The organism is Qipengyuania marisflavi (assembly GCF_005884405.1).
Taxonomy (GTDB): Bacteria; Pseudomonadota; Alphaproteobacteria; order Sphingomonadales; family Sphingomonadaceae; genus Qipengyuania; species Qipengyuania marisflavi.
Genome location: NZ_VCAO01000003.1, coordinates 413212 through 434499 on the forward strand (window position 1 = coordinate 413212; position 21288 = coordinate 434499).

Annotated in this window: 22 protein-coding genes; 11 read left to right on the forward strand and 11 right to left on the reverse strand. The window is 63.4% G+C overall.

Annotated features, from left to right (window positions below):
* Positions 1-47 precede the first annotated feature (47 nt).
* The 4 genes from FEV51_RS09025 to FEV51_RS09040 all read left to right on the forward strand — a co-directional run bounded on the left by FEV51_RS09025 (position 48) and on the right by FEV51_RS09040 (position 3413).
* Complete coding sequence (locus FEV51_RS09025) at positions 48-674, forward strand: lysophospholipid acyltransferase family protein (RefSeq protein WP_138618046.1); 627 nt, start codon at positions 48-50, stop codon at positions 672-674.
* Entirely contained in the window at positions 667-1470 is an 804-nt protein-coding gene (locus FEV51_RS09030) for a DUF1295 domain-containing protein (RefSeq protein ID WP_138618048.1), read from the forward strand. The genes FEV51_RS09025 and FEV51_RS09030 overlap by 8 nt, the downstream gene beginning before the upstream one ends.
* Before the next feature lie 81 nt (positions 1471-1551).
* Positions 1552-2178: a TetR/AcrR family transcriptional regulator gene (locus FEV51_RS09035; RefSeq protein ID WP_138618050.1), complete on the forward strand. Its 627-nt coding sequence runs from the start codon at positions 1552-1554 to the stop codon at positions 2176-2178.
* The gene (locus tag FEV51_RS09040; RefSeq protein ID WP_138618052.1) at positions 2175-3413 is read left to right on the forward strand and encodes a WcaI family glycosyltransferase; all 1239 of its coding nucleotides are present in this window, start codon (positions 2175-2177) and stop codon (positions 3411-3413) included. The genes FEV51_RS09035 and FEV51_RS09040 overlap by 4 nt, the downstream gene beginning before the upstream one ends.
* Here FEV51_RS09040 and FEV51_RS09045 read toward each other — a convergent pair.
* Entirely contained in the window at positions 3410-4633 is a 1224-nt protein-coding gene (locus tag FEV51_RS09045; protein ID WP_138618054.1) for a glycosyltransferase family 4 protein, read from the reverse strand. The genes FEV51_RS09040 and FEV51_RS09045 overlap by 4 nt on opposite strands.
* Positions 4634-4741: 108 nt before the next feature.
* Between FEV51_RS09045 and FEV51_RS09050 the strand changes: the two genes are divergently transcribed.
* Positions 4742-5173, forward strand: coding sequence for a hypothetical protein (locus tag FEV51_RS09050; protein ID WP_138618056.1), 432 nt, complete (start codon positions 4742-4744; stop codon positions 5171-5173).
* Entirely contained in the window at positions 5170-7122 is a 1953-nt protein-coding gene (locus FEV51_RS09055) for a hypothetical protein (protein ID WP_138618058.1), read from the forward strand. The genes FEV51_RS09050 and FEV51_RS09055 overlap by 4 nt, the downstream gene beginning before the upstream one ends.
* A 6-nt stretch (positions 7123-7128) precedes the next feature.
* Here FEV51_RS09055 and gyrB read toward each other — a convergent pair whose 3' ends face one another.
* The gene (gene gyrB / locus FEV51_RS09060) at positions 7129-9585 is read right to left on the reverse strand and encodes a DNA topoisomerase (ATP-hydrolyzing) subunit B (protein ID WP_425466613.1); all 2457 of its coding nucleotides are present in this window, start codon (positions 9583-9585) and stop codon (positions 7129-7131) included.
* Between the two features lie 206 nt (positions 9586-9791).
* On the opposite strand from gyrB, the gene FEV51_RS09065 reads away from it, so the two are divergent.
* On the forward strand, positions 9792-11177 hold the full coding sequence (locus FEV51_RS09065) for an L-serine ammonia-lyase (RefSeq protein ID WP_138618245.1): 1386 nt from the start codon (positions 9792-9794) through the stop codon (positions 11175-11177).
* A gap of 7 nt (positions 11178-11184) precedes the next feature.
* On the opposite strand, the gene FEV51_RS09070 is transcribed toward FEV51_RS09065, so the two are convergent.
* Positions 11185-12078, reverse strand: coding sequence for a hypothetical protein (locus FEV51_RS09070; protein WP_138618062.1), 894 nt, complete (start codon positions 12076-12078; stop codon positions 11185-11187).
* A gap of 658 nt (positions 12079-12736) precedes the next feature.
* Between FEV51_RS09070 and guaA the strand changes: the two genes are divergently transcribed.
* Positions 12737-14311: a glutamine-hydrolyzing GMP synthase gene (guaA, locus tag FEV51_RS09075; RefSeq protein WP_138618063.1), complete on the forward strand. Its 1575-nt coding sequence runs from the start codon at positions 12737-12739 to the stop codon at positions 14309-14311.
* 4 nt (positions 14312-14315) lie between these two features.
* Here the strand turns inward: guaA and FEV51_RS09080 are convergent, their stop codons facing one another.
* Positions 14316-14915: an ATPase gene (locus FEV51_RS09080; protein ID WP_138618065.1), complete on the reverse strand. Its 600-nt coding sequence runs from the start codon at positions 14913-14915 to the stop codon at positions 14316-14318.
* A complete protein-coding gene (locus FEV51_RS09085; protein WP_138618067.1) occupies positions 14915-15271 on the reverse strand; it encodes a TA system antitoxin ParD family protein in 357 nt (118 codons plus the stop codon). Before FEV51_RS09085 ends, FEV51_RS09080 begins: the two co-directional genes overlap by 1 nt.
* Positions 15272-15315: 44 nt before the next feature.
* Between FEV51_RS09085 and FEV51_RS09090 the strand changes: the two genes are divergently transcribed.
* Together FEV51_RS09090 and FEV51_RS09095 are read left to right on the forward strand one after the other, a co-directional pair.
* Positions 15316-16032, forward strand: a complete 717-nt coding sequence (locus FEV51_RS09090) for an endonuclease III domain-containing protein (RefSeq protein WP_138618068.1) — start codon at positions 15316-15318, stop codon at positions 16030-16032.
* Between the two features lie 60 nt (positions 16033-16092).
* Positions 16093-16548 (forward strand): CHRD domain-containing protein, encoded by a 456-nt coding sequence (locus FEV51_RS09095; protein ID WP_138618070.1) that lies wholly within the window; start codon positions 16093-16095, stop codon positions 16546-16548.
* A gap of 59 nt (positions 16549-16607) precedes the next feature.
* Here FEV51_RS09095 and FEV51_RS09100 read toward each other — a convergent pair whose 3' ends face one another.
* Genes FEV51_RS09100 through FEV51_RS09120 form a run of 5 tightly spaced genes read right to left on the reverse strand, consistent with a single transcriptional unit; the run spans position 16608 to position 19880 of the window.
* Positions 16608-17159 (reverse strand): DUF924 family protein, encoded by a 552-nt coding sequence (locus FEV51_RS09100; RefSeq protein WP_246034503.1) that lies wholly within the window; start codon positions 17157-17159, stop codon positions 16608-16610.
* A 10-nt stretch (positions 17160-17169) separates the two neighbouring features.
* Positions 17170-17508: a hypothetical protein gene (locus FEV51_RS09105; RefSeq protein ID WP_425466608.1), complete on the reverse strand. Its 339-nt coding sequence runs from the start codon at positions 17506-17508 to the stop codon at positions 17170-17172.
* Complete coding sequence (locus FEV51_RS13480; protein WP_425466609.1) at positions 17438-18226, reverse strand: CPBP family glutamic-type intramembrane protease; 789 nt, start codon at positions 18224-18226, stop codon at positions 17438-17440. The genes FEV51_RS09105 and FEV51_RS13480 overlap by 71 nt, the downstream gene beginning before the upstream one ends.
* Positions 18139-19563, reverse strand: a complete 1425-nt coding sequence (gene tldD / locus FEV51_RS09115) for a metalloprotease TldD (RefSeq protein WP_138618078.1) — start codon at positions 19561-19563, stop codon at positions 18139-18141. Before tldD ends, FEV51_RS13480 begins: the two co-directional genes overlap by 88 nt.
* A 56-nt stretch (positions 19564-19619) precedes the next feature.
* The gene (locus FEV51_RS09120; RefSeq protein ID WP_138618080.1) at positions 19620-19880 is read right to left on the reverse strand and encodes a zinc-finger domain-containing protein; all 261 of its coding nucleotides are present in this window, start codon (positions 19878-19880) and stop codon (positions 19620-19622) included.
* A gap of 141 nt (positions 19881-20021) precedes the next feature.
* Here FEV51_RS09120 and FEV51_RS09125 point away from each other — a divergent pair, with 141 nt between their 5' ends.
* Entirely contained in the window at positions 20022-20960 is a 939-nt protein-coding gene (locus FEV51_RS09125) for an ABC transporter ATP-binding protein (RefSeq protein WP_138618082.1), read from the forward strand.
* 16 nt (positions 20961-20976) lie between these two features.
* Here the strand turns inward: FEV51_RS09125 and FEV51_RS09130 are convergent, their stop codons facing one another.
* Positions 20977-21162, reverse strand: a complete 186-nt coding sequence (locus FEV51_RS09130) for a hypothetical protein (RefSeq protein WP_138618084.1) — start codon at positions 21160-21162, stop codon at positions 20977-20979.
* Between the last annotated feature and the right edge of the window lie 126 nt (positions 21163-21288).

Below are 21288 nucleotides of genomic sequence, written 5' to 3' on the forward strand. Positions count from 1 at the left end.
CTCGCATTCGCCGGATGTTTCGCTATGAGCGAAAACAGGGAGAGAGAATGCCGAACGATCCGAACCGCCAGCCGTCACTGCTGTCGCGCCTGTTTAAGCGGCTGCTGATCGCGTTGTATCGCTGGAAGGGGTGGACGATTGAGGGCACCCGACCGGCGGTGCGCAAATTCGTGATTCTGGGCGCCCCGCACACGTCCAATTGGGACTTCATCTTCTTTCTTGGCGCGACGCATGAATTGGGGATCAAGCCCAGTTTCATGGGCAAGCACACGCTGTTCAAATGGCCGATGACCAATTTCATGTATGATATGGGCGGGGTGTCGGTGAACCGGAACAAGCGGGCTAATTATGTCGAGCAGGTCGCTGATGCCTTTACCAAGGCAGACGATCTGGCGCTGGTTATCGCGCCTGAGGGGACGCGCGGTTCAAACGGCGAATGGCGCACCGGCTTCTATCACATCGCCATGGCGGCGGGCGTGCCGATCCTGCCCGCATGGGTCGACAATGATATGATGCGCGGCGGTGTCGGCGAACCGCTGATGCCGACCGGTGATTACCGCGCCGATCTGGCCAAGCTGGCCGCATTCTACCGCGAAAAACGCCCCGATTGTGACCGCTTCAATGTCTTGGAGGCATCGCTCGACACAGCCGGAGAGATAAAACGCCGTGATTGAAGCGCTGATTGGCAATGCCGTGATTTTGCTGGGGCTGGTCCTGCTGCTGTGGGTAATTTCGCTGCAGGTGAACGACGTATCCTTTATCGATGCCTTCTGGGGCGGCGGGATGGCGCTGCTGGCGCTGGTCAGCTGGCTGCGGCTGAAGCAACCCGGCCCCTTGGCGACATTGCTGATGGCAATGACCGTGATCTGGGGGCTGCGGCTGGCGATCCATCTGCTGCGCCGCTGGAGGGCCGAGGGTGAGGACAAACGGTACGAGCGGATGCTGCGCAAGGATCGCGCGAAAGGCCGCTTTGGCTGGGCCGCGCTGACCAAGGTGTTTCTGGGGCAGGCAGTGCTGCTGTTTATTGTCTCCAGCCCCGCGCAATACGGGATTCTCGAAGCCGGCACGTTCGAGCCGATCAGCGGGCTGGCGATCACCGGCTTTGCCCTGTGGTGCGTGGGAATTTTCTTCGAATGGGTGGGTGATTGGCAATTGGCCCGGTTCAAGGCCGATCCCGCCAATGCCGGTCAGGTGATGGACCGCGGGCTATGGCGCTATACCCGCCATCCCAATTATTTCGGCGATGCCTGCGTGTGGTGGGGGATCTGGATTGCTGCCTGCTCTGCCGGATGGTGGGTAGCAGCCTTCACGATTATCGGGGCGCTGTTTCTGACCTTTACGCTGATGAAATGGTCGGGCGCCGCGCTGCTGGAAAAGGGCATGGCGAAGTCTCGCGCCGGATATGCCGACTACCAACAACGTACCTCGGCCTTCTTCCCGCGCCCGCCGCGGGCCGCGCCGCAGGGGTAAGTTTCTTCATAAGGACTTTAATCCTGCGCCGCCAGCGCCTAATTTGACACAACGGGTTAGCGGACAGGTGGAAATCGCGCGATGACACAGGACAACAAGGCGCGTGAACGCGACCGGCTGGCGGCGCTGGCGATGGAAGTTACCGCGCGCCGCGGGGTCGAGGTGACACCCGAAATCCTCGCGGGCGAGTCCGGGCTGTCACGGGCGCGCATCGATGCGATTTTCCCCGAGAGCAGCAATCTGTTTGACGCGGTCGCCGAACGCTGGTTCGCGCCGCACATTGAAATTATGGAAGCGGTGATGGCCAGCGATTTGCCGGCCAATCGCAAGCTGTACGAATTTTTCGCGCGCCGCTTCGTGCATCAGCGGGCCTATTTCCGCAGCGATCCCGACACTTTTGCGCTGCTGTGCGATCTGGGTTCGCGCCGGTTTGAGCGGGTGCGATCCTATATCGATCTGGCGGATCATTATCTGTGCGAACTGATCGCGCAGGCGCAGGACGAAGGCTATTTCGCGAAGCTGGAGATTGACGAGGCGCTGAGCCTGATCAACCAGATGGTGGTCGCCTATACCATGCCCGATATGCTGATGATGCTGGATGACCGGCTGAGCGAGGCAAAGTTGGGCGCGATTATCGACACCCTGTTTGCCGGGCTTTCGGGCAGCGACGGCGGCGCGCGCGGACGCAGCAGCCTGCACGCCGCATGACCGCAGGGCCGCCGCGCAAAATCCTTTTCATCGGGCTGAATTACGCGCCCGAACCCATCGGCATCGGGCCGTTCAGCGCGGGTCTGGCGGAATCGCTGGTGGCACGCGGGCACCGGGTCCACGCGGTGGTCGGACAGCCTTATTACCCCGACTGGAAACTGCATCCGCGCTTCAAGGGGCGCTGGCAGGCGAGCGAGGAAAACGGCGTCACCGTGATGCGCTGTCCGCATTACATCCCCGCCAATCCAACCGGCAAGAAACGGCTTGCGCACCATATGAGCTTTGCCAGCAGCGCCTATCCCGCCGCCCGTGCGGCGCGGCGGGCGCTGGAACCCGATCTGGTGTTTACCGTCGCGCCGTCACTGGTCGCTGCGCCGGTCGCTGCGCGTATGGCGCGGCGCGAGGGCGTGCCGCTGTGGCTGCATGTCCAGGATTTCGAAGTCGGCGCGGCCTTTGCCACCGGCCTGCTCGACCGCGAGGGCGGAATCGCCGATGCCGCCACCCGGTTTGAAGACAGGATGCTGCGCGCGGCGGACATGATCTCGACCATCAGCGAACCGATGTGCACGTTGCTGACGCATAAGGGCATCCCGCCCAGCCGGGTGCTGGAACTGCGCAATTGGGCCAATCATGCGCAGCAGATCGCAGCGGCTGACGGCGGCGGCCTGCGCAAGGAATGGGGGCTGGAGGGCAAATTCGTCGCGCTCTATTCGGGGAACATCGCCAACAAACAGGGGCTGGAGGTGGTGATCGAAGCAGCGCGCCGTCTGGCCCATCGCAGCGATATAGCCTTTGTGGTTTCTGGTGAGGGGCCAAACCGAGTGCGGCTGGAGCAGCAGGCGCAGGGCCTGCCCAATATGCAGTTTCGCGACCTTCAGCCGCCCGAAAACTTCGGCGCGCTGCTGACTTTGGCGGATGTCCATCTGCTGCCGCAATTGCCCGGTGCGGCCGATCTGGTGCTGCCGTCCAAGCTGGGCAATATGTTCGCGTCGGCCCGCCCGGTCATCGCCACAGCTGCGCCGGGGACCGGCATCGCGCGCGAGGTTGAGGGCTGCGGGATAGTGATCCCGCCGCTGGATGATGCGGCAATGGCGCAGGCGATCGAAGCGCTGGCAGCCGATCCGGCACGCCGCGCGGAAATGGGCGCAAATGGCCAGCGACGCGCCGAGGCGCTGTGGTCCAGGACTGCGATTGTCGACAAATTCGAAACCGCGATGCAGGCGTTGCTGGGCTAAATCCCCATATCAGCGAGCAGCGCCGCGATATTGCCGCGATAAGCGTCAAAACTGAACGCCTGCGATTCGCGCCATGCCGCCCGGCGCATGCCCAACAATACATCACGGTCGGCTGCCATCGCCGCCATCGCCTGTTCCACCCCGTCCGCCGATGGCGCGTCCAGCACGATGCCGCTGTTCGCCGATGCGCCCAGCCCCGCCTGACGGCTCTGAATGATGGCGAGGCCCGAGGCCATCGCTTCGAGCAGGATGATCGCTGAGCCTTCGTAATGGCTGGGAAACACCAGCGCCTCGTGCTGCCGCATGATCGCCGGGACCGCGCTGCGTGGTTGTTCACTCAGCCAGTCGATCCGTTCGGCATAGGGGGCCAGCATCCGGTCGGGCACCATGCGCGGGCCCATCACGCTGAGCCGGGCATCGCGGCGTGGCAGACGCTGGACTGCTTCGAGCACATGCTGGATGCCCTTGCGCGGCGAAACCTGACCCGCGAACAGGAAGCGCACCGGCTCTCCCGAAGGCGGCGGCACCGGTTCGGGCGCTCCGCCGAACAGCGCGGTGTCGAAGGGGTAGGGCAGCACGGTCAATTTGGCGTCGAGACCGGCGGCTGCGCTGTGGTCACGGATGCTCTGCGCCACGAAGGGGCTGCCGCAGACGATCCGGTCGGCATGGGCGTATTCCAAATCGTCGCGCGCAATCTGAGCAGCTTCGGCGGGCCACGGCCCTTCCGCCAGCCAGCCCGGATGACTGGCGCGGATCACTTCCAGCTCGGCGTTCCAGAAGCGCCAGTCTGCCACTGTGCGGTCGAGGATCTTGGGGCAATCGCGCAGCCGCGGATCGGCGAAGGCGCGCGCCGATGCGCCGTTGAAACCCCATAGCGCGAGCGGTGTTTCTCGCGCCGCTTCCCCCGCCAGCCATCCTCCAAAACGGCGATTGCCCAAGCGGTCAATCCGGCGCGCTAATCGCCGCGCGCCAAGCTTGGCGGCAATCCGTTCCACCCATTCCTCCGCCCCGTGGGTGCGGACCAATGCGGGATCGAGCGCGGGGAAGCGGTGCCCGGCCAGCGCAGTGTCCATCGCGCGGCCCAGCGGACCGGGCCAACGCTTGCGACCGGGATGGTCGAACAGGCTGGTGGCCAGGAAGGCCAGAAGCTCAAGCTGCTGCAACGCCAGCGCGGTCTGGCGCGAATGCTGCGTACCAGGATGGAAAACGGCGACTTTCATTACCCCAGCCTATCGCGCATCAAATACCCCAGCGCAAAAAATCATTTTCCTACACGGCAATCGCTGATTAACCGATCTGGCTCTTTTCAAACAAGGAGCAAACCGGAAATGAATGATCCGATTCGCGTTGAAGCACCCGGCGGCTTCGCCCCCCTGATCGCGCTGGGGCAGGAAGACGCCGCAGGGATTTGCGCCGCCGTCGGCCCGGCCAATCCGCTGCCCACCTTCGCCGCCCGCCCGCAATCACCCGCGCCGCTGTCCGGTCAGGCCGCCGCACCGCAGGTCGCCGGGCCGTTCACGCCTGCACCCTTCGCGCCAGTCTATCTGCGTCTGTCCGGCGCATGGGAGGGCAGCGTGCGGCTGCTGCGTTCGACCGATGGCGGCGCGACCAAATTTCCCGTCACGATTGGCGGCGCGCAATGGGGGGTATTTGCCGCCAATGCTTGTGAGCCGGTGTGGGAGGACAGCGAAGCGGGGGCGGAATTGTATCTGGAACTGACGCCGCAATCGGGCACGATCAGCTACCGGGTGTCGCAATGAGCGGGCTGGCGCTCCCGGCGCTGGGGCTGGCGCAGCGCGCGGTGCAGGCCTTGCCCGCGCTGTTCGCCGATCTCTCGCTGCGCAGTCCGGCGGGCGAAATAGTGCTGTTGGAGAGCAGCGGATATGCCGCAGCGGGCAAGGGTGCGGCGCGCTATATCGCCGATGATTTATGCGATGCGGCACTGCTGGACGCGCATCCGCGTTTCGTGTTCGCTGCCGCCAATGGACGCATCTTTCGCCTGTTCCCCGAGGCCGGTTCGCTCAGCGCCGAACAGGGCGGGGCATTGGGTGACGCCTTGAGCAATGACCAGCCCGCAATCCAGGCCGCGATCGATTATGCTGAGGCGATCGGCGCGCGCGAGCTGCGTTTCGAAAGCGCGCATTACCGCATCCACTGCCCGGTCCGCACGTCGCCCGCCGCCGACACCCGCGCGGAGGATGGCCATCCGCTCGTGGTCCGCCGCACGCTGGCGCTGCGCGGCTGTGCACCAGACCGCAGCGTGCTCGATTTTCGCGGGGTGGGCGGCGCCGATCCCGACAGCAATTGGCAGACAGTCGCGCGGTCCGTAGCGGACTCCGCCCCGGCGGTGTGGCGCGGCGGCGGGCTGTATGTTCAGGGCGACACCCCGCGCCCGACCACCCAGCCGCGCCGCATTGCCCGGCTGACGCTCGACCGGCTGGTGTTGCAGGGCAACCGTACCCGCACCGGCGTCGCCACCTGGCCCGCCGATCCCGTAACGGGCGACGGGTGGGACATATCGGACAAGGCGTTCTGGTCGCAGGATTGCTATCTGGGCGAAATCCACTGCACCGATACCGATATGATTGGCTGGCGCGGCGAGATTTTCTACCTCGCCGGAGCGGTCGATGCGGTGCGCCGGTTAAGCGTGACGAGGTGCCGCTTCCTGACCACCAATGGCAATGCTTTCAATCCCGGCGTCGATTGCGATCTGGTGGCGCGCGACTGCGAATTTGGCGATTGTTTTCAAGCGCAGGAGGAAACCGGCAAGACCAGCGCGGTCTATCGCAATTGCCTGTGGCGCGATTGCGAAACGCTCGGCCTGGGCAGCGGCCCGGCGGGCGGTTATCTGTACAACATCGCCTTTCCCACTCGTGACGAGGCCGCCGCGCCGCCGGCGACTGTGCTGGATGGCTGCCGATTCCATTCCGCCGGGCTGCTGAGCATCGCCAGTTGGGTGCGCGGGCATATCGTCACCGTGGATACGCGCGTGCATATGACCGGCAATGCGGCGATGGCGCTGCGCGATGTCGATCTGAAAATCGACGCGTGGATCGACCGCCGCCCGTCGTTTCAGGCGCTGACATTCTACGGCGTCTATACGCTGACCGAAGCTGTGCCGGGCGCGCCAGCAGACACGCATAAGCAGCCGCCCACGCAGGTGCGGATCACGCTACGCCATTTCCGCACCGCACTGGCCGAGACGCTGGGCAATGAGTGGCTGGGCATAGTGTGGGCAGGCTATATCGCGCGCAATTGCCGGATCGCGGTGTCGGGCGATTATGCCAGCGCGCGCACGCCCAATGGCGGCGACAATCCGCTGTCGATGCCCTTCGTCGCCTTTACTGGCGGGACGGCGACCACCGCTTACACGCCGCAGGGCATCTACAAGGGTGCGAGCCTGAGCGCGTCAGGCGTGCTGGCACCCGCCGGTCCGCTGATGGCGCTGGCGGTGACTGGCGAGAGCGCCTTGGCGCTGACCCTGCCTGCCTATCCGGCGGGCGGCGCAGCTTATGGTTATGCCGACCGTCAACAGGTGCGGCTGGTGAAACAGCTCGATCAGGGCAGCGTGACCTTTACCAAGGGTGCCGCGCCGAGCATGGCGATGATGGCCACCCGCACACTCGACCATAGGGATGACTGGATCGAATTTACTTACAATCGCAGCCGCGCGCGCTGGGAGGAAAGCGGGTTCTTCAGCACCGCCTGAGCCGGATCACACGTCGAGGTTGGCGACATTCAGTGCGTTGTTCTGGATGAACTCGCGGCGCGGTTCGACCACGTCGCCCATCAGCCGGGTGAAGATTTCGTCCGTGATGTCGGCATCCTCGACCTTGACCTGCAACAGCGCGCGGTTGTCCGGGTCCAGCGTGGTTTCCCACAGCTGTTCGGCATTCATCTCGCCCAGCCCCTTGTAGCGCTGGATCTTCTGACCCTTGCGCCCGGCGGTCATCACTGCCTCGAGCAGTTCGGTCGGGCGGGTCAGCGAATCATCGCCAAAGGTGGGCGCGTCAGTGTCGCCATCCTCGGCATCATCCACTTCGACCTGATCCTCGCCCGCAGCGGTGCGGACCAGACGGACGGGGGCGGTATAAACTTCGACAAATTCGCCCGCCACGCGGTGCAGTTTGCGTGCCTCGGCACTGTGGAGAAACGCCGCCTCGATCTCGTGAACATCGGTCACGCCGCGCCACAACCGGCGGAAGCGGACCAGCCCATCGGGGTCTGTTTCCGCTGACCAGCGCGCGTCGGGATCGCCCATCTGCAAATGCGCGGCGGCGCGGTCCAGCGCTGCCGAACGGTCGGACATTTCGGGGTCGAGCGCACCCGAAAGCGCAACCGCCTCGATCAGTGCCAGATTGTATTTGCGCGGCACGAAACCCATCAGATTGCGCATCCGCAGCCCGTGCTGGACAAGCTCGGACAATTCGCCTGCACCGCGCGGCCCGCCGGCGGTTTCCAGCATCCGGCCCTGCAACCCCATCTCGATCAGATAACGGTCATAGGCGGCCTGATCCTTCAGATAGACCTCGGACTTGCCGCGCGCGACCTTGTACAGCGGCGGCTGCGCGATGAAGAGGTGTCCGGCCTTGACGATTTCGGGCATCTGGCGGTGGAAGAAGGTCAGCAACAGCGTGCGGATATGCGCTCCGTCGACATCGGCGTCGGTCATGATCACGATCTTGTGATAGCGCAGCTTTTCAAGGTTGAATTCGTCGCGCAGGCCGGTGCCCATCGCCTGGATCAGCGTGCCGACTTCCTTCGATCCGATGATCCGGTCAAACCGCGCGCGCTCCACATTCAAAATCTTGCCCTTCAGCGGCAGGATCGCCTGCGTCTTGCGGTCGCGACCCTGCTTGGCGGAGCCGCCAGCGGAATCACCCTCGACCAGAAACAGTTCGCAATTGGCGGGATTGCGGTCCTGGCAATCGGCCAGCTTGCCGGGCAGGCTGGCAATGCTCATCGCGCCCTTGCGGCTCATTTCGCGGGCGCGGCGCGCGGCTTCACGCGCGGCGGCGGCGTCGATGATCTTCTGGATGATCGATTTTGCGTCAGCCGGATTTTCCTCCAGCCATTCGCTCATCTTCTCGCCCATCAGGCTTTCCAGCGGTTGGCGCACTTCGGAGGAAACCAGCTTGTCCTTGGTCTGCGACCCGAACTTGGGATCGGGCAATTTGACCGACACGATGGCGGTCAGCCCTTCGCGCATGTCTTCGCCCGACAGCGTCACCTTTTCCTTCTTCATCAGGCCCGATGACGTGGCGTAATTGTTCAGCGTGCGGGTCAGCGCGGCGCGAAAGGCGGCCAGATGCGTGCCGCCATCGCGCTGCGGGATATTGTTGGTGAAGGTCAGGACGTTTTCGTAATAGCTGTCGTTCCATTCCAGCGCGACGTCGATGCCGATGCCGTCCTTTTCCGCCGAGACCGAAATCGGTTCGGGGATCAGCGGCGCCTTGTTGCGGTCGAGATATTTCACAAAGGCCGCGATGCCGCCTTCGTAATACAGATCATGCTCGGCCACTTCCTCGTGCCGCTTGTCGCGCAGCAGGATGTGGACGCCGGAATTGAGGAAGGCGAGCTCGCGGTAGCGGTGCTCCAGTTTTTCAAAGTCGAACTCGATCACGTTTTTGAACGTGCCGGTGCTGGGCTGGAAGGTCACGCGGGTGCCGGTGCGTTCGCGCCCGGCATCGCCCTTGATCTCCAGCGGGCTGACCGCATCGCCATGCTCGAACCGCATCCAGTGTTCTTTGCCATTGCGCCAGATCACCAGCTCCAGCCATTCGGACAGCGCATTGACCACCGAAACCCCCACACCGTGCAGGCCGCCCGACACCTTGTAGGCATTGTCGTCGCTGGTGTTTTCGAACTTTCCGCCCGCGTGCAGCTGGGTCATGATGACTTCGGCAGCGGAGACACCCTCTTCCTTGTGCATATCCACCGGAATGCCGCGCCCATTGTCCTCGACCGAGACAGAACCATCGGCATTCAGCTCGATCAGCACCAGGTCGCAATGCCCGGCCAGCGCTTCATCGATGGCATTGTCCGATACCTCGAACACCATGTGGTGCAGGCCCGACCCGTCATCGGTATCGCCGATATACATGCCGGGGCGTTTGCGCACCGCATCCAGGCCCTTGAGAACCTTGATGGAATCGGCGCCATACTCGCCCATCTGCTTCACATTGGCAGAGGGCTGGGCCGCAGCGGTTTCAGGGGTATTATCGGGAGTGTTCTGAGAGTTCTCGTTCATAGTGATTATATAGGCGCGAAGCAGCGCAAAGCCAAAGTTTACGGGTGGTTTTTTCCCACAGTTCGCAGCCTATGCGGTTTCAGCTGCAACCACTTGCTTTGCGCGGCGGCGGGGCGCATGTCTGGGCGATGCTATCTGTCCTCGACATCTTTCGGATCGGGATCGGTCCATCCTCCTCGCACACGGTCGGCCCGATGCGGATTGCCGCGATGTTTTCGCGCGCTTTGGCCAAGACGGGAAAGCTTGGGCGAACCGCGCGGGTCGCTGTGGAGTTGCAAGGCTCGCTGGCGCTGACCGGGGTGGGGCACGGCACGCTGGATGCGGCCATGCTGGGCCTGATGGGCTTTGTGCCCGAAGATACCTGCCCTGACGAAGCCGTCGCCGCGCTGGACGCGCTGAAGAGCGAAGGCAGCCTGCTGCTGGGCGGCAAGCAAGCCATCGACTTCGATCCCGCACGCGATATCGATCTGGCGGGGCATATCATTCCCGCGTTGCATCCCAATGGCATGGAGCTGACCGCCAGCGATGCAGGCGGGCAGACACTGCTGGCGCGCACCTATTATTCCACCGGCGGCGGGTTCGTTGCCAGCGAGGCGCAGCTGAAAAAGCCGCCCAAGAATGACCGGATTTCAGCCGGGACAATGGTGCCGTTCAATTTCGGATCGGCTGCCGAACTGCTCTCCAGCTGTCATGCCACCGGGCTGGCGATTGCCGATCTGGTGCTGGCCAATGAAGACGCGCTGCGCCCGCGCGCCGAGACGGTGGCCGGGCTGGACCGCGTGGCGCAGGCGATGGATGCCTGTATCGATCGCGGGCTGACGCAGCGCGGGGTGCTGCCCGGCGGGCTGAAGGTCACCCGCCGCGCGCCCGATCTGTGGGAGAAATTGTCTGCCAATCCGCTGTCGAACGAGCGTGAGCAATTGTTCGACTGGCTCAATTGCTATGCAATGGCGGTGAACGAGGAAAACGCGGCGGGCGGCCGCGTGGTCACTGCGCCCACCAATGGCGCGGCGGGGATTATCCCGGCAGTAATGCGCTTTTACTGCAAGACGCAGGATGATCAGGATTGCGCGGAAAGCCGCCGGATATTCCTGCTGACTGCGGGCGCGATTGGCCTGCTGTACAAACAGCGCGCGAGTATTTCCGGCGCGGAAATGGGCTGTCAGGGGGAGGTCGGCGTGGCCTGTTCAATGGCGGCGGGCGGACTGGCGGCGCTGTGGGGCGGCAGCGCAATGCAGATCGCCAGCGCGGCGGAGATCGGCATGGAGCACAATCTGGGTCTGACCTGCGATCCGGTAGGCGGACTGGTCCAGGTGCCCTGCATCGAACGCAACGCCATCGGCGCGGTCAAGGCGGTCAACGCCGCGCGCCTCGCGCTGCACCGCACCGGCGCGGAAGGCTGCGTCAGTCTGGATCAGGTCATCGAAACCATGCGCCAGACCGGGCTGGATATGTCGACAAAATACAAGGAAACCAGCAAGGGCGGGCTGGCGGTCAACGTCATCGAATGTTGAGCGGCGGTTAGGCCGGGAGGCAGGACAGGCGGATTTCCTCTGCCTGCTTGTCAAAAGTCAGCGTTGAACACGCGGCCAGGCTGTCGGGGCCGACAAACAGCCGGTGCATCGGCTTGCCCTTGCCGGCGGTCACCACGATTTCATTCGGATCGCGCTCGTCGTCGGGAATATCCGCGGTCGATCCGGTATCCTGCGTGCGCACCACCAGATTGGCGAGCGGCAATGCGCCCAGCATCACCGGCTGTGCAAACACCATCGCACGCACCGGGCGCTCGACCGCCAGTTCCAGCGTCATGGGCCGCGCTTCGCCTGCCATCCGTCCGGCAAATTTCTCGCTCAGCAGCGCGCCAGCGGCCGCCGTGACCATGGTTTCTGCCCGGTCAAAGGTGAAATAGGTGGGCACGTAGTCGTCGCCAACCAACAGCTTGGTATAAAGCCCGCCGCGATTGTGACTGAACAGCGGCAGCACAATTTCATGCTCTCCCGCCACTGTGCCGCGCAGGCGATAGGTGATGACGGAGTGGGGCAACGCATACGGGCTGACGCGGCCTTGTGCCACCGTGCCATAGGGCCGGTCGAACCAGAAAACGCGGCGCTTCTTCGCTTTGCCATCGCCGAAATCCACACGCTCAAGGCTGGAATCGGCCTTGATCCGGGTCCGCCCGACAAGATGGATGCCGTCGACGAACCCGCCCTTCAGGCCCAGTTCGGCAGCGACCGCCGGATCGACAATGGGATTGCTGGCACCATCGGGTGCGATCTCCACCAGCACATCCTGCCCGTCGATCACAATGGTGGCGGTTGCCGGGGCCGCCAGCTCAATAGCGGGCGTGTCTTGCGCCAGTACGGCGGATGACAGCAGCGCGGCCAGACAGGCCAGCACGGGTTTGCAAGCGGTCATAAATTCTCCCTCATGCCGCACGCCTAAGCAGCATTGGCTTGCACCATTGTGAACAAGCGGCGGCATGAGGGTAGGCTGGAAGTTTGCTCAGACGAAAGTGTGCGCCAGCATCAGGGTGCTGAGCGTGCCAGCAGCGAACAGGGAAAAGGCGCGGGTGGCGAAAATGGTCATGGGATTCTCCATCGGGATGGGTTTGGGGAGGACGTGCAAATTTCGCGCGAAACTGCGCGAAAAGTGCAGAGTTGTGGAATATTCAAACCTGCCCCGCAAAGGACAGCGCGTTCGAGACGCGGCACCGAAACTAGGGGGGGAGGGGGAGAGGAAGTTCGGTGGCCGCGTCTCTACTCGCTGCCATATCGCCTGTCCGGCGGGACACGCCGCACACCGGAGAGGAAGGCCAGGACCCACACCACGCTAAAGCGCGCCGAGGGTCCTGTCATGCCAGAAGGCTGCTGGGAGGGATGCAGCATTCCGGCTTGAGGGCTGTAATATACTTGCTTACTTTTGAACTAAAGTGCGAAAATCTCGACGGGTGTTGCGTTTGACGCAAGTGTCATGGAGCGGGAAGGGTGTGCACGATGCTCTAATGCCCGGCTCGGATCGCCATGCGCACAGGGCAATGCTGGACAGGCGCGCCGCGCTGGCCTTATCGGGGCGCATGGACGCTTCTCATCTCCCCGATTCCATCCTTATCGTCGATTTCGGTAGCCAGGTTACCCAGCTGATCGCGCGCCGTGTGCGCGAGGCGGGGGTCTATTCCGAAATCGCTCCCTATACGATGGCGGAGGAAGCCTTTCACCGGATGAGGCCCAAGGGCATCATCCTGTCCGGCTCCCCCGCCAGTGTGCCCGAAGACGGCAGCCCGCGCGCGCCCGATGTCCTGTTTGACGCGGGTGTGCCGATCCTGGGCATCTGTTACGGCCAGCAGGTGATGACGCAGCAGCTGGGCGGCGAAGTCCGTCCGGGGCATGAAACCGGGGAAGGCGGCGAATTTGGCCGCGCGTTCCTGACCGTCACCAAACCCTGCGCCCTGTTCGACGGGATGTGGGAAGAGGGCGAGCGCCATCAGGTGTGGATGAGCCACGGCGACAAGGTCACGCAGTTTGCCCCCGGCTTCGAAATCGTCGCCACCAGCGACGGCGCGCCGTTCGCAGTGATCGCGGATGAAGCCCGCAAATTCTACGGCACGCAGTTCCATCCGGAGGTTGTCCACACCCCCGATGGCGGCAAATTGCTCGCAAATTTCGTGCGCCATGTCTGCGGGCTGGCGGGCGACTGGACGATGGCGGAGTTTCGCAAGACCAAGATCGCGGAAATCCGCGCGCAGGTGGGCGATGGCAAGGTCATCTGCGGCCTGTCCGGCGGTGTCGATTCGGCAGTCGCGGCGGTGCTGATCCACGAGGCGATTGGCGAGCAACTGACCTGCGTGTTCGTCGATCACGGGCTGATGCGGATGAACGAGGCCGAGCAGGTCGTCACCCTGTTCCGCGACCATTACAATATCCCGCTGGTCCATGTGGATGCCGAGGACATGTTCCTCTCCGGCCTCGCCGGGCTGACTGACCCGGAGAAAAAGCGAAAATTCATCGGCGGCGCTTTCATCGATCTGTTCGAGGAAGAGGCCCGCAAGATCGGCGGCGCGGATTTCCTTGCGCAGGGCACGCTCTATCCCGATGTCATCGAAAGCGTCAGCTTCACCGGCGGACCAAGCGTCACGATCAAAAGCCATCACAATGTCGGCGGCCTGCCCGAACGCATGAATATGCAGCTGGTCGAACCCTTGCGCGAACTGTTCAAGGACGAGGTGCGCGATTTGGGCCGCGAGCTGGGCCTGCCCGATGTCTTTGTGGGCCGCCACCCCTTCCCCGGCCCCGGCCTGGCAATCCGAATTCCCGGTGAAGTGACCAAGGAACGCTGCGACATCTTGCGCAAGGCCGATGCGATCTATCTGGACGAGATCCGCAACGCGGGCCTGTATGACGCGATCTGGCAGGCGTTCGCGGTGCTGTTGCCGGTCAAGACTGTGGGCGTGATGGGCGACGCGCGCACCTATGACAGCGTCTGCGGCCTGCGCGCCGTCACCAGCACCGACGGCATGACCGCCGATGTGTATCCCTTCGACGCCAGCTTCCTGACCGGCTGCGCCACGCGGATCGTCAATGAGGTGAAAGGCATCAATCGGGTGGTCTATGACTACACCAGCAAGCCGCCCGGGACGATCGAGTGGGAATAGCGGTTTAGTCGAGCAGGTCTGAATAGAGCGCCTCGAACCAGTCAGGGCGTTGCTCTGCCCGGCGCACGACCCGGGCATTGCTCAATTCCATCAGTACGCGCGGCTTTTGATTGAGAGCCGAGGCATCGAGTATCTGCGCATTGTCAGCCAGTAACACCGCCTGCCGGATGAGCGCCTGATTGCGTTCATAGCGCGCGCGCGTTTTTGCTTCGGGAACGTCGTGCCCTCCCTCGGCCCTGCGAGCGCGAACGCGGGCCACCGCGAGGTCCGGGCTTGCAACATTGAGATGGAAAACCACGATGCGAAATCCCGCTTTGCGCGCGTAGCGGAGCAGTTCCAGCTTCGAGGGGTGCGAGAAAACCGTTTCCGTCACGAAGCTGCGCCGCTCGGCCAGAAATTCCCTGCGGCGTTCTTCGGCCATACTTGCCGCTTTATAGGACGCCTCAGGCGACGGATCGCACAATTCGTCGCGCTGGATTAGGTCGGCATTTACAAAAGGCGCGGCGATCCGGCTTGCCAGAACGGTGTCGTAGAAAGTAGATTTGCCTGCCCCGTTCGGTCCGGCGATAAGGAACAGGGTTGGCCGGGACGGCGGCGACGCCATCAGCCCGGTGCAACCTCATCCGATTGCGCGACGATCACACCGTCACGCAGGCCCACGCCCAAGCCCTCAGCGCGGCGTGCGGTGAAGAAACGGTCCTGTTCGGCCGTGCCTTCGCGCGCTGCCTCGAACAGGCCTTCGACAAAGCTTTCCTGCTCGGCACACGAAAGCGCATCTGGACCAATTCGCCCGCCAAGCGCAGCGGCCACATGCGATTGATCGAAATCGCTTGAGCGTTCTATGGTCATGCCGATGCGCAACCAATGCCTCACCTGACCCGCCAGGGAACGGCTCATCACCGACGCCTCACGCGCGACTATATCGATCAGTTCGTCATCAATCTTGACTGTCTTTGCCATGGTGTCAAATTGACACCTTTACGGCATTTTGTCAATAACGGGCCATGCATCTCCCCCTCGGCTCCGACCCGCGCACCGATATTCTGCGCCGCACGCAAGCGGCGCTGATCGCGCGGTTCGGACGGATCACGCCGCGGCTAGAGCGGCAGCGTGATCCGCTGTGGACGTTGGTGCAGGGGGTGATCGGGGCGCGGACCAAATCGGCGGTTTCCAATACTAATACCGACAGCCTGCTGACCCGTTACGGATCGTGGGAGGCGGTGGCCGAGGCTGAGGAGGAGGCGCTGGCGGCGATGCTCGCTACGGCGACCTATCCCAATATGATGGCCGGGCGGCTCAAGGCCTGCCTCACCGCCATCGTGGCCGATCGCGGGGCGGCGGATTTGCGACATCTGTCCAATCTGTCCACTGACACGGCGATGGCATGGCTGGAGGCGCTGCCCGGGGTCGGGCGCAAGATCGCGGCGGGGGTGATGAATGTCTCCAGCTTCGATCGCCGCGCCATGGTGCTCGACGGTCATCATCGCCGGATTATGCAGCGGATGGGACTGGTGCCGGCCAAAGCCGACACCGCGCGCGCCTATGATGCGCTGATGCCCATCGTGCCGGACGAATGGTCAGCCGCCGATATGGATGAGCATCATCTTCTGCTGAAGAAACTGGGGCAGAGCCTGTGCCGCCCTTCGCGCATGGCGTGCGGCGAATGTCCGGTCAGCGGCGATTGCCACACCGGGCAGGCGCGGAACGCCAAGGGCGCTTGAGGCGTTGATCCCGTGGCTTGGCCCGCAGGACTGACGGGCCGCCACATGAGGAGAGCTGTCATGAAACGGGTACGCATTTATCAGATCGCGGCCACCATTGCCGGTGCCGCTGCACTTTCGGCCTGTGCCACATTGGAGGAATCCATCGCAGAAGCCACATCCGACACCTATCGCGCAACGCTGACCGGCGCGCAGGAAGTGGGCGGCGGTGATCCCGATGGCGCGGGCATGGCGGAAATCACTGTATCGGACGAAGCCAACCAGGTTTGCTGGGATCTCAACGATATCCGCAATATAGGGCCGATTACTGCTGCGCATATCCATTTGGGCGCACGCGGCGTCGATGGCCCGCCAGTCTATACGCTCAAGCCGTCGAACGAGGGCGGTTACAAGGGTTGCGCCAATGCGATGGAATGGCAACAGAACCGCATCGAGGGCAATCCCGAAGCGTTCTATGTCAATGTCCACACTGCGGCATTTCCCAATGGCGCCATTCGCGGCCAGCTGAGCCGCTGATCGCCTGACCACGCGCCGCGCCTCCGGTCCAATGCGTCCGGGGGCGCGTGCACGGCGTCTTACCAGCTGAAGCCGCTGTCGATGGCGGCCTGTTCTTCCGTAGTGGTCTCGCGCCCCAGCACATTATTGCGGTGCGGGAAGCGGCCAAAGCGCGCGATCATTTCGCGGTGTGACTGGGCAAAGGGCAAAGCTCCGGGCGCATGTTGTTCGAACAGCGCGACGCTCAGATCCTGATCGGCCAACTGTTCGCTATGCATCAGCGGCATCAGCACAAATTGCCGCTCGCGCTCGGCAAATGTCGCCAGCCAGCCACGCTCTATCACCCCATCCGTAATCGCGCGCGCCAGCGGGTCACTGGCAAAGGCGAGCGCACTTTTGCGGTGAATGTTGCGGGGCACCTGATCGAACAACAGGATCGCAGCCTGCGCGGTTTTGGGGTCGGTCAGGAAATCAGCGGAGTCGCCATCGGCCAGCTGCGTCAGATCACCAGCAAACCGCTCGCGCAATATGTCATCGACCCGCGCGCTGCCATTGTACCAGTCGGTGCTGTCCAGCTCCCTGAACCAGAAATGGACCAGCTCGGCGGCCCAATCGCGATTGTCTGAATTCACAATAGGCGGCTTAGCTATCGACTCTGCGATAGGGCACGAAATCACCAAGGAAAATGACGCCATTCATAAAATGACCGGAGCGGTCGTAGGTGTCCACGATGTCCTGGCGGCACAAGCTCGATCCGAACATCCGCGTGACCATGACGTCGCTATCATCCAGATGCTCGGCGTTGGCGGGGATATTGACCCACAGCGTGCTGCCATCGCGGTACACGATCGCAGTGCCGTCGATCACCTGCATCCGGCGCATCTTGTAACTGCTCAGGCAATTGCGTCCCTCACCGGCCACGCGCCCGTCGAGCAGCTTGGCCAGCTTGGCATCGCCCGACAACCGCTCGCGCGCACCCACGGACGGGGCGGCCAGCAAACCGGCAGCGGCAAGCGAAAAAAAGGCAGTGGCAGCAAATTTGCGCATGGCGAGTCTCCTGATGAAGCGCAGTGTATAGCACAGTTGGGCTGAACCCACGATGAGTGTCAGAACGGACCTGCAAACAGAATTTCCAAGCGCAAACGACTAGCCAGTGAAACAGGATGCATGGCCACAGATTGTTGGTCTTCAGACGCAAGGCGGCGAGCGTCACACCGAGCACAGCGACCGCCATAAGGAAGCCGGGCTTCAGAAAGATCGCCGACCATGCAGGGCCTAACCCGCTCCATGCCTGAACCGGATGCCACAGGACGAAAAGAGCGACCGACATGCCGACCAGCGCCTTGTGAGCGCGAATGCCTGTTCTGGGAAACAGCAGCCAGCGGAACAGGAGTTCTTCGGCCAGAGCGGGGACCAATAACAGCATGAGCGCGGTAGACAGGGCCGATGGGTTGAGTTCGGCTGGCGAAAATGTGCAAGTCCGGTAAGCCAAGCTATCAGTCCCAGCGCAGCGCCGCCGATGCCCGCCACTGGCAGTGCTGATCGCCACACACGCGGTTTTGGCCAAGCCGGCAAGCGGCGCAGTGGCCCGTTGACGAGCATTGCTGCGCCCTAACCCGTGCCGCCCACGGTGATGCCGTTGATCAGCAGCGTCGGCTGGCCCACCCCGGCGGGAATGCTTTGCCCACCCTTGCCGCACATTCCGATGCCTTCATCCAGCGCCATATCGTCGCCAATGCCGATCACACGGGTCAGCACGCTGGGGCCGTCGCCGATCAGTGTGGCGCCCTTGATCGGGGCGATGATCTTGCCCTTTTCGACCTTGTAAGCCTCGGTGCAGGCGAAGACGAATTTGCCGCTGACGATATCGACCTGTCCGCCGCCGAAGCTGGTGGCGTAAATGCCGTCATTGACGCGGCTCAGCAGTTCGGCGGGATCGTCGCTGCCGCCGCGCATAAAGGTATTGGTCATGCGCGGCATGGGCGCGTGTTCATAGCTTTCGCGGCGGCCATTGCCGGTCGGCTCGACCCCCATTAGCCGCGCGTTGAGGCGGTCCTGCATATAGCCTTTGAGGATGCCGTCTTCGATCAGCACAGTCTCGCGCGTTGGCGTGCCTTCGTCGTCAATGCTGAGCGAGCCGCGGCGGTTGGCGATAGCGCCATCATCGACCACGGTTACGCCGGGTGCGGCGACCCGTTCGCCGATGCGGCCAGAAAAGGCGCTGGTGCCTTTGCGGTTGAAATCGCCTTCCAGACCATGACCGACCGCCTCGTGCAGCAGCACGCCGGGCCAGCCGGGGCCAAGCAGCACAGTGCATTCGCCCGCCGGGGCAGCCACGCTGTCCAGATTGGTGGTGGCTTGCCGGACCGCCTCATCCACCGCGCGCAGCCAGGCGCCTTCGTCAAACAGACGGTCATAGAGATAGCGCCCGCCAAAGCCGTAACTGCCACTTTCGCGCCGTCCGTTGCTTTCGGCCACGATGCTGACGTTGAGCCGCACCAGCGGGCGGATGTCGCGCGCGGTGAAGCCATCGGCGCGGACGATTTCGATCACGCTCCAGCTGGCCGCCATGCTGGCGCTGACCTGCGCGACGCGCGGATCCTTGGCGCGCGCAACTGCGTCAATCTTCTCCAGCAGCGCGACCTTTTCGGCGAATGGCACCAGGTCCAGCGGGCTGTCTTCGGTGTAGAGATGGCGGTTGGTGCGTTCGGGCGGCGGGGCCTTGGCGCCGCTTGCCGGGTCGAGCAATTGCAGCGTTTCGCCTGCTCGCGCGATAGCGGGGGCGCTGATTTCATTGGCATGGGCAAAGCCGGTGGTCTCGCCCGTGACGCCGCGCAGGCCAAATCCCGAATCGCGTGAGTAATTGGCGGTTTTCAGCCGCCCGTCATCGAAGGAGAACACTTCGGTGGCGCTGAACTGCAGATATAGCTCGCCATCATCGCAGGGGGCGAGGATGCGCGCGGTCAACGCCTGTGCTTCATCGGGTGAAAAGGTGCTGCCGTAAAGCAGGCCGAAGGGATCACTGAGCTGGGTCATAAACACCCATGTAGGGTGCCGGGCGCCGGGGTGGAAGCCGCGATTGCGCCGCGCGGTCAGCGGTGTCCCGGATCGCCGCCTTCGGAGATGTCGGGCAGGCTGGCCTGATCCGCACCATCGGCAGGCCCGCCCGCCAGCACAAAGCGGCGGTCGCAATAGCCGCAATCGACATAGCCATGCTCGTCGATCTGCAGCCACACCTTGGGATGGCCCAGCACCGCCGGGCGATAATTCTTGCCGCTGCGGATATCGGTCGCGCCATCGCACCAGACGCGGCGGGTTTCGACAGTGGTGATTTCGGGCGGGGGCAGGCTCATGGTGGCTCCCGATAAAGAGTTTTGTGTTTCGCCTCAAGCGCCGGTGTTCGCAATCGCTCACTTGGCTTTCCTGCTGGTCGGACGCCACACGCCAGCATTGCCGCTTGCCCCGTGCGGGCCGCGCGTCCTAGGGCGGCGGGCATGACCACCACGCCTGCCATCCGCATCGAAAACCTCGTCAAACGCTATGCCGCTCCGGGTGCGGGCGAGGTGGGCAAGCTGGCGCTGAAAGGCGTAACTTTCGACGTGCCGCAAGGTGGCATCTTCGGCCTGCTGGGCCCCAATGGCGCAGGCAAATCGACGCTGATCAACATTCTGGCCGGGCTGGTGCGCAAGACCAGCGGCAGCGCGGAAATCTGGGGTTTCGATATCGATGACAACCCCCGCAACGCCAAACGCTCGATTGGGATTGTCCCGCAGGAAATCGTTTTCGACCCGTTCTTTACGCCGTTTGAGGTGCTGGAGAATCAGGGCGGGTTTTACGGCATCGCCAAAACACTGCGCCGCTCGGAAGAATTGCTGCGCGCGGTGCATCTGGCGGACAAGCGCAATGCGTATGCGCGCACGCTGTCAGGCGGGATGAAGCGCCGCCTGCTGATTGCCAAGGCCATGGTCCATTCGCCGCCGATTCTGGTGCTGGACGAGCCGACGGCGGGCGTCGATGTCGAGCTGCGGCGGTTGCTGTGGGAACTTGTCACCCAGCTCAATCAGGACGGGGTGACGGTGGTGCTGACCACGCATTACCTCGAGGAAGCCGAGCAATTGTGCGACCGCATCGCCATCATCAATCACGGCGAGTTGATCGCTGACAAGCCGACTCGCGAACTGGTGGGCATGGCGCGCGAGAAGATCGTGGCGGTTACGGTGGACAAGGATCTGGCCGGCCCGTTCATGGAGCCGAGCTTCATCAAGGCCGAAGTGGTCGAACCGCGCCGTCTGGAGGTTACCTATGACCGTGATGCCATCAGCGCGGGGCAGGTGCTGGCACTGGTGCAGGGCCACGGCTATGCCATCGAGGACGTCTCCACGCGCGAAGCGGATCTGGAGGATGTGTTCGTCCAGCTGACCGGCGCGGGATAATTCGCCCGCTACCGGATTACCGGAAGCGGTGGCTCAGTCCCGCATCGCGAACCTGCTGCACCACCCAATGGTCTGGATGCTGATGTTCAAGCGCGGCCGAACAATGCCGACACCGGCCAACATCGGTCCCGTGAATATGTTTGATAGCCTGCTTGTCGATAGTGTGGCGGCCGATAGCGCAGCCGATATAGCCCAATGTCATGTGTGCGACCCTGCACCCCCGAATCCCCGTCGAATCGGAGGTAACGCAAACCAGCCATGCCGTGGCCACTTCTGCGGCAAGCCGTTCTGTTCTTGCCGCGCGCCGAAAGCGCCGCCATTGAGCGCG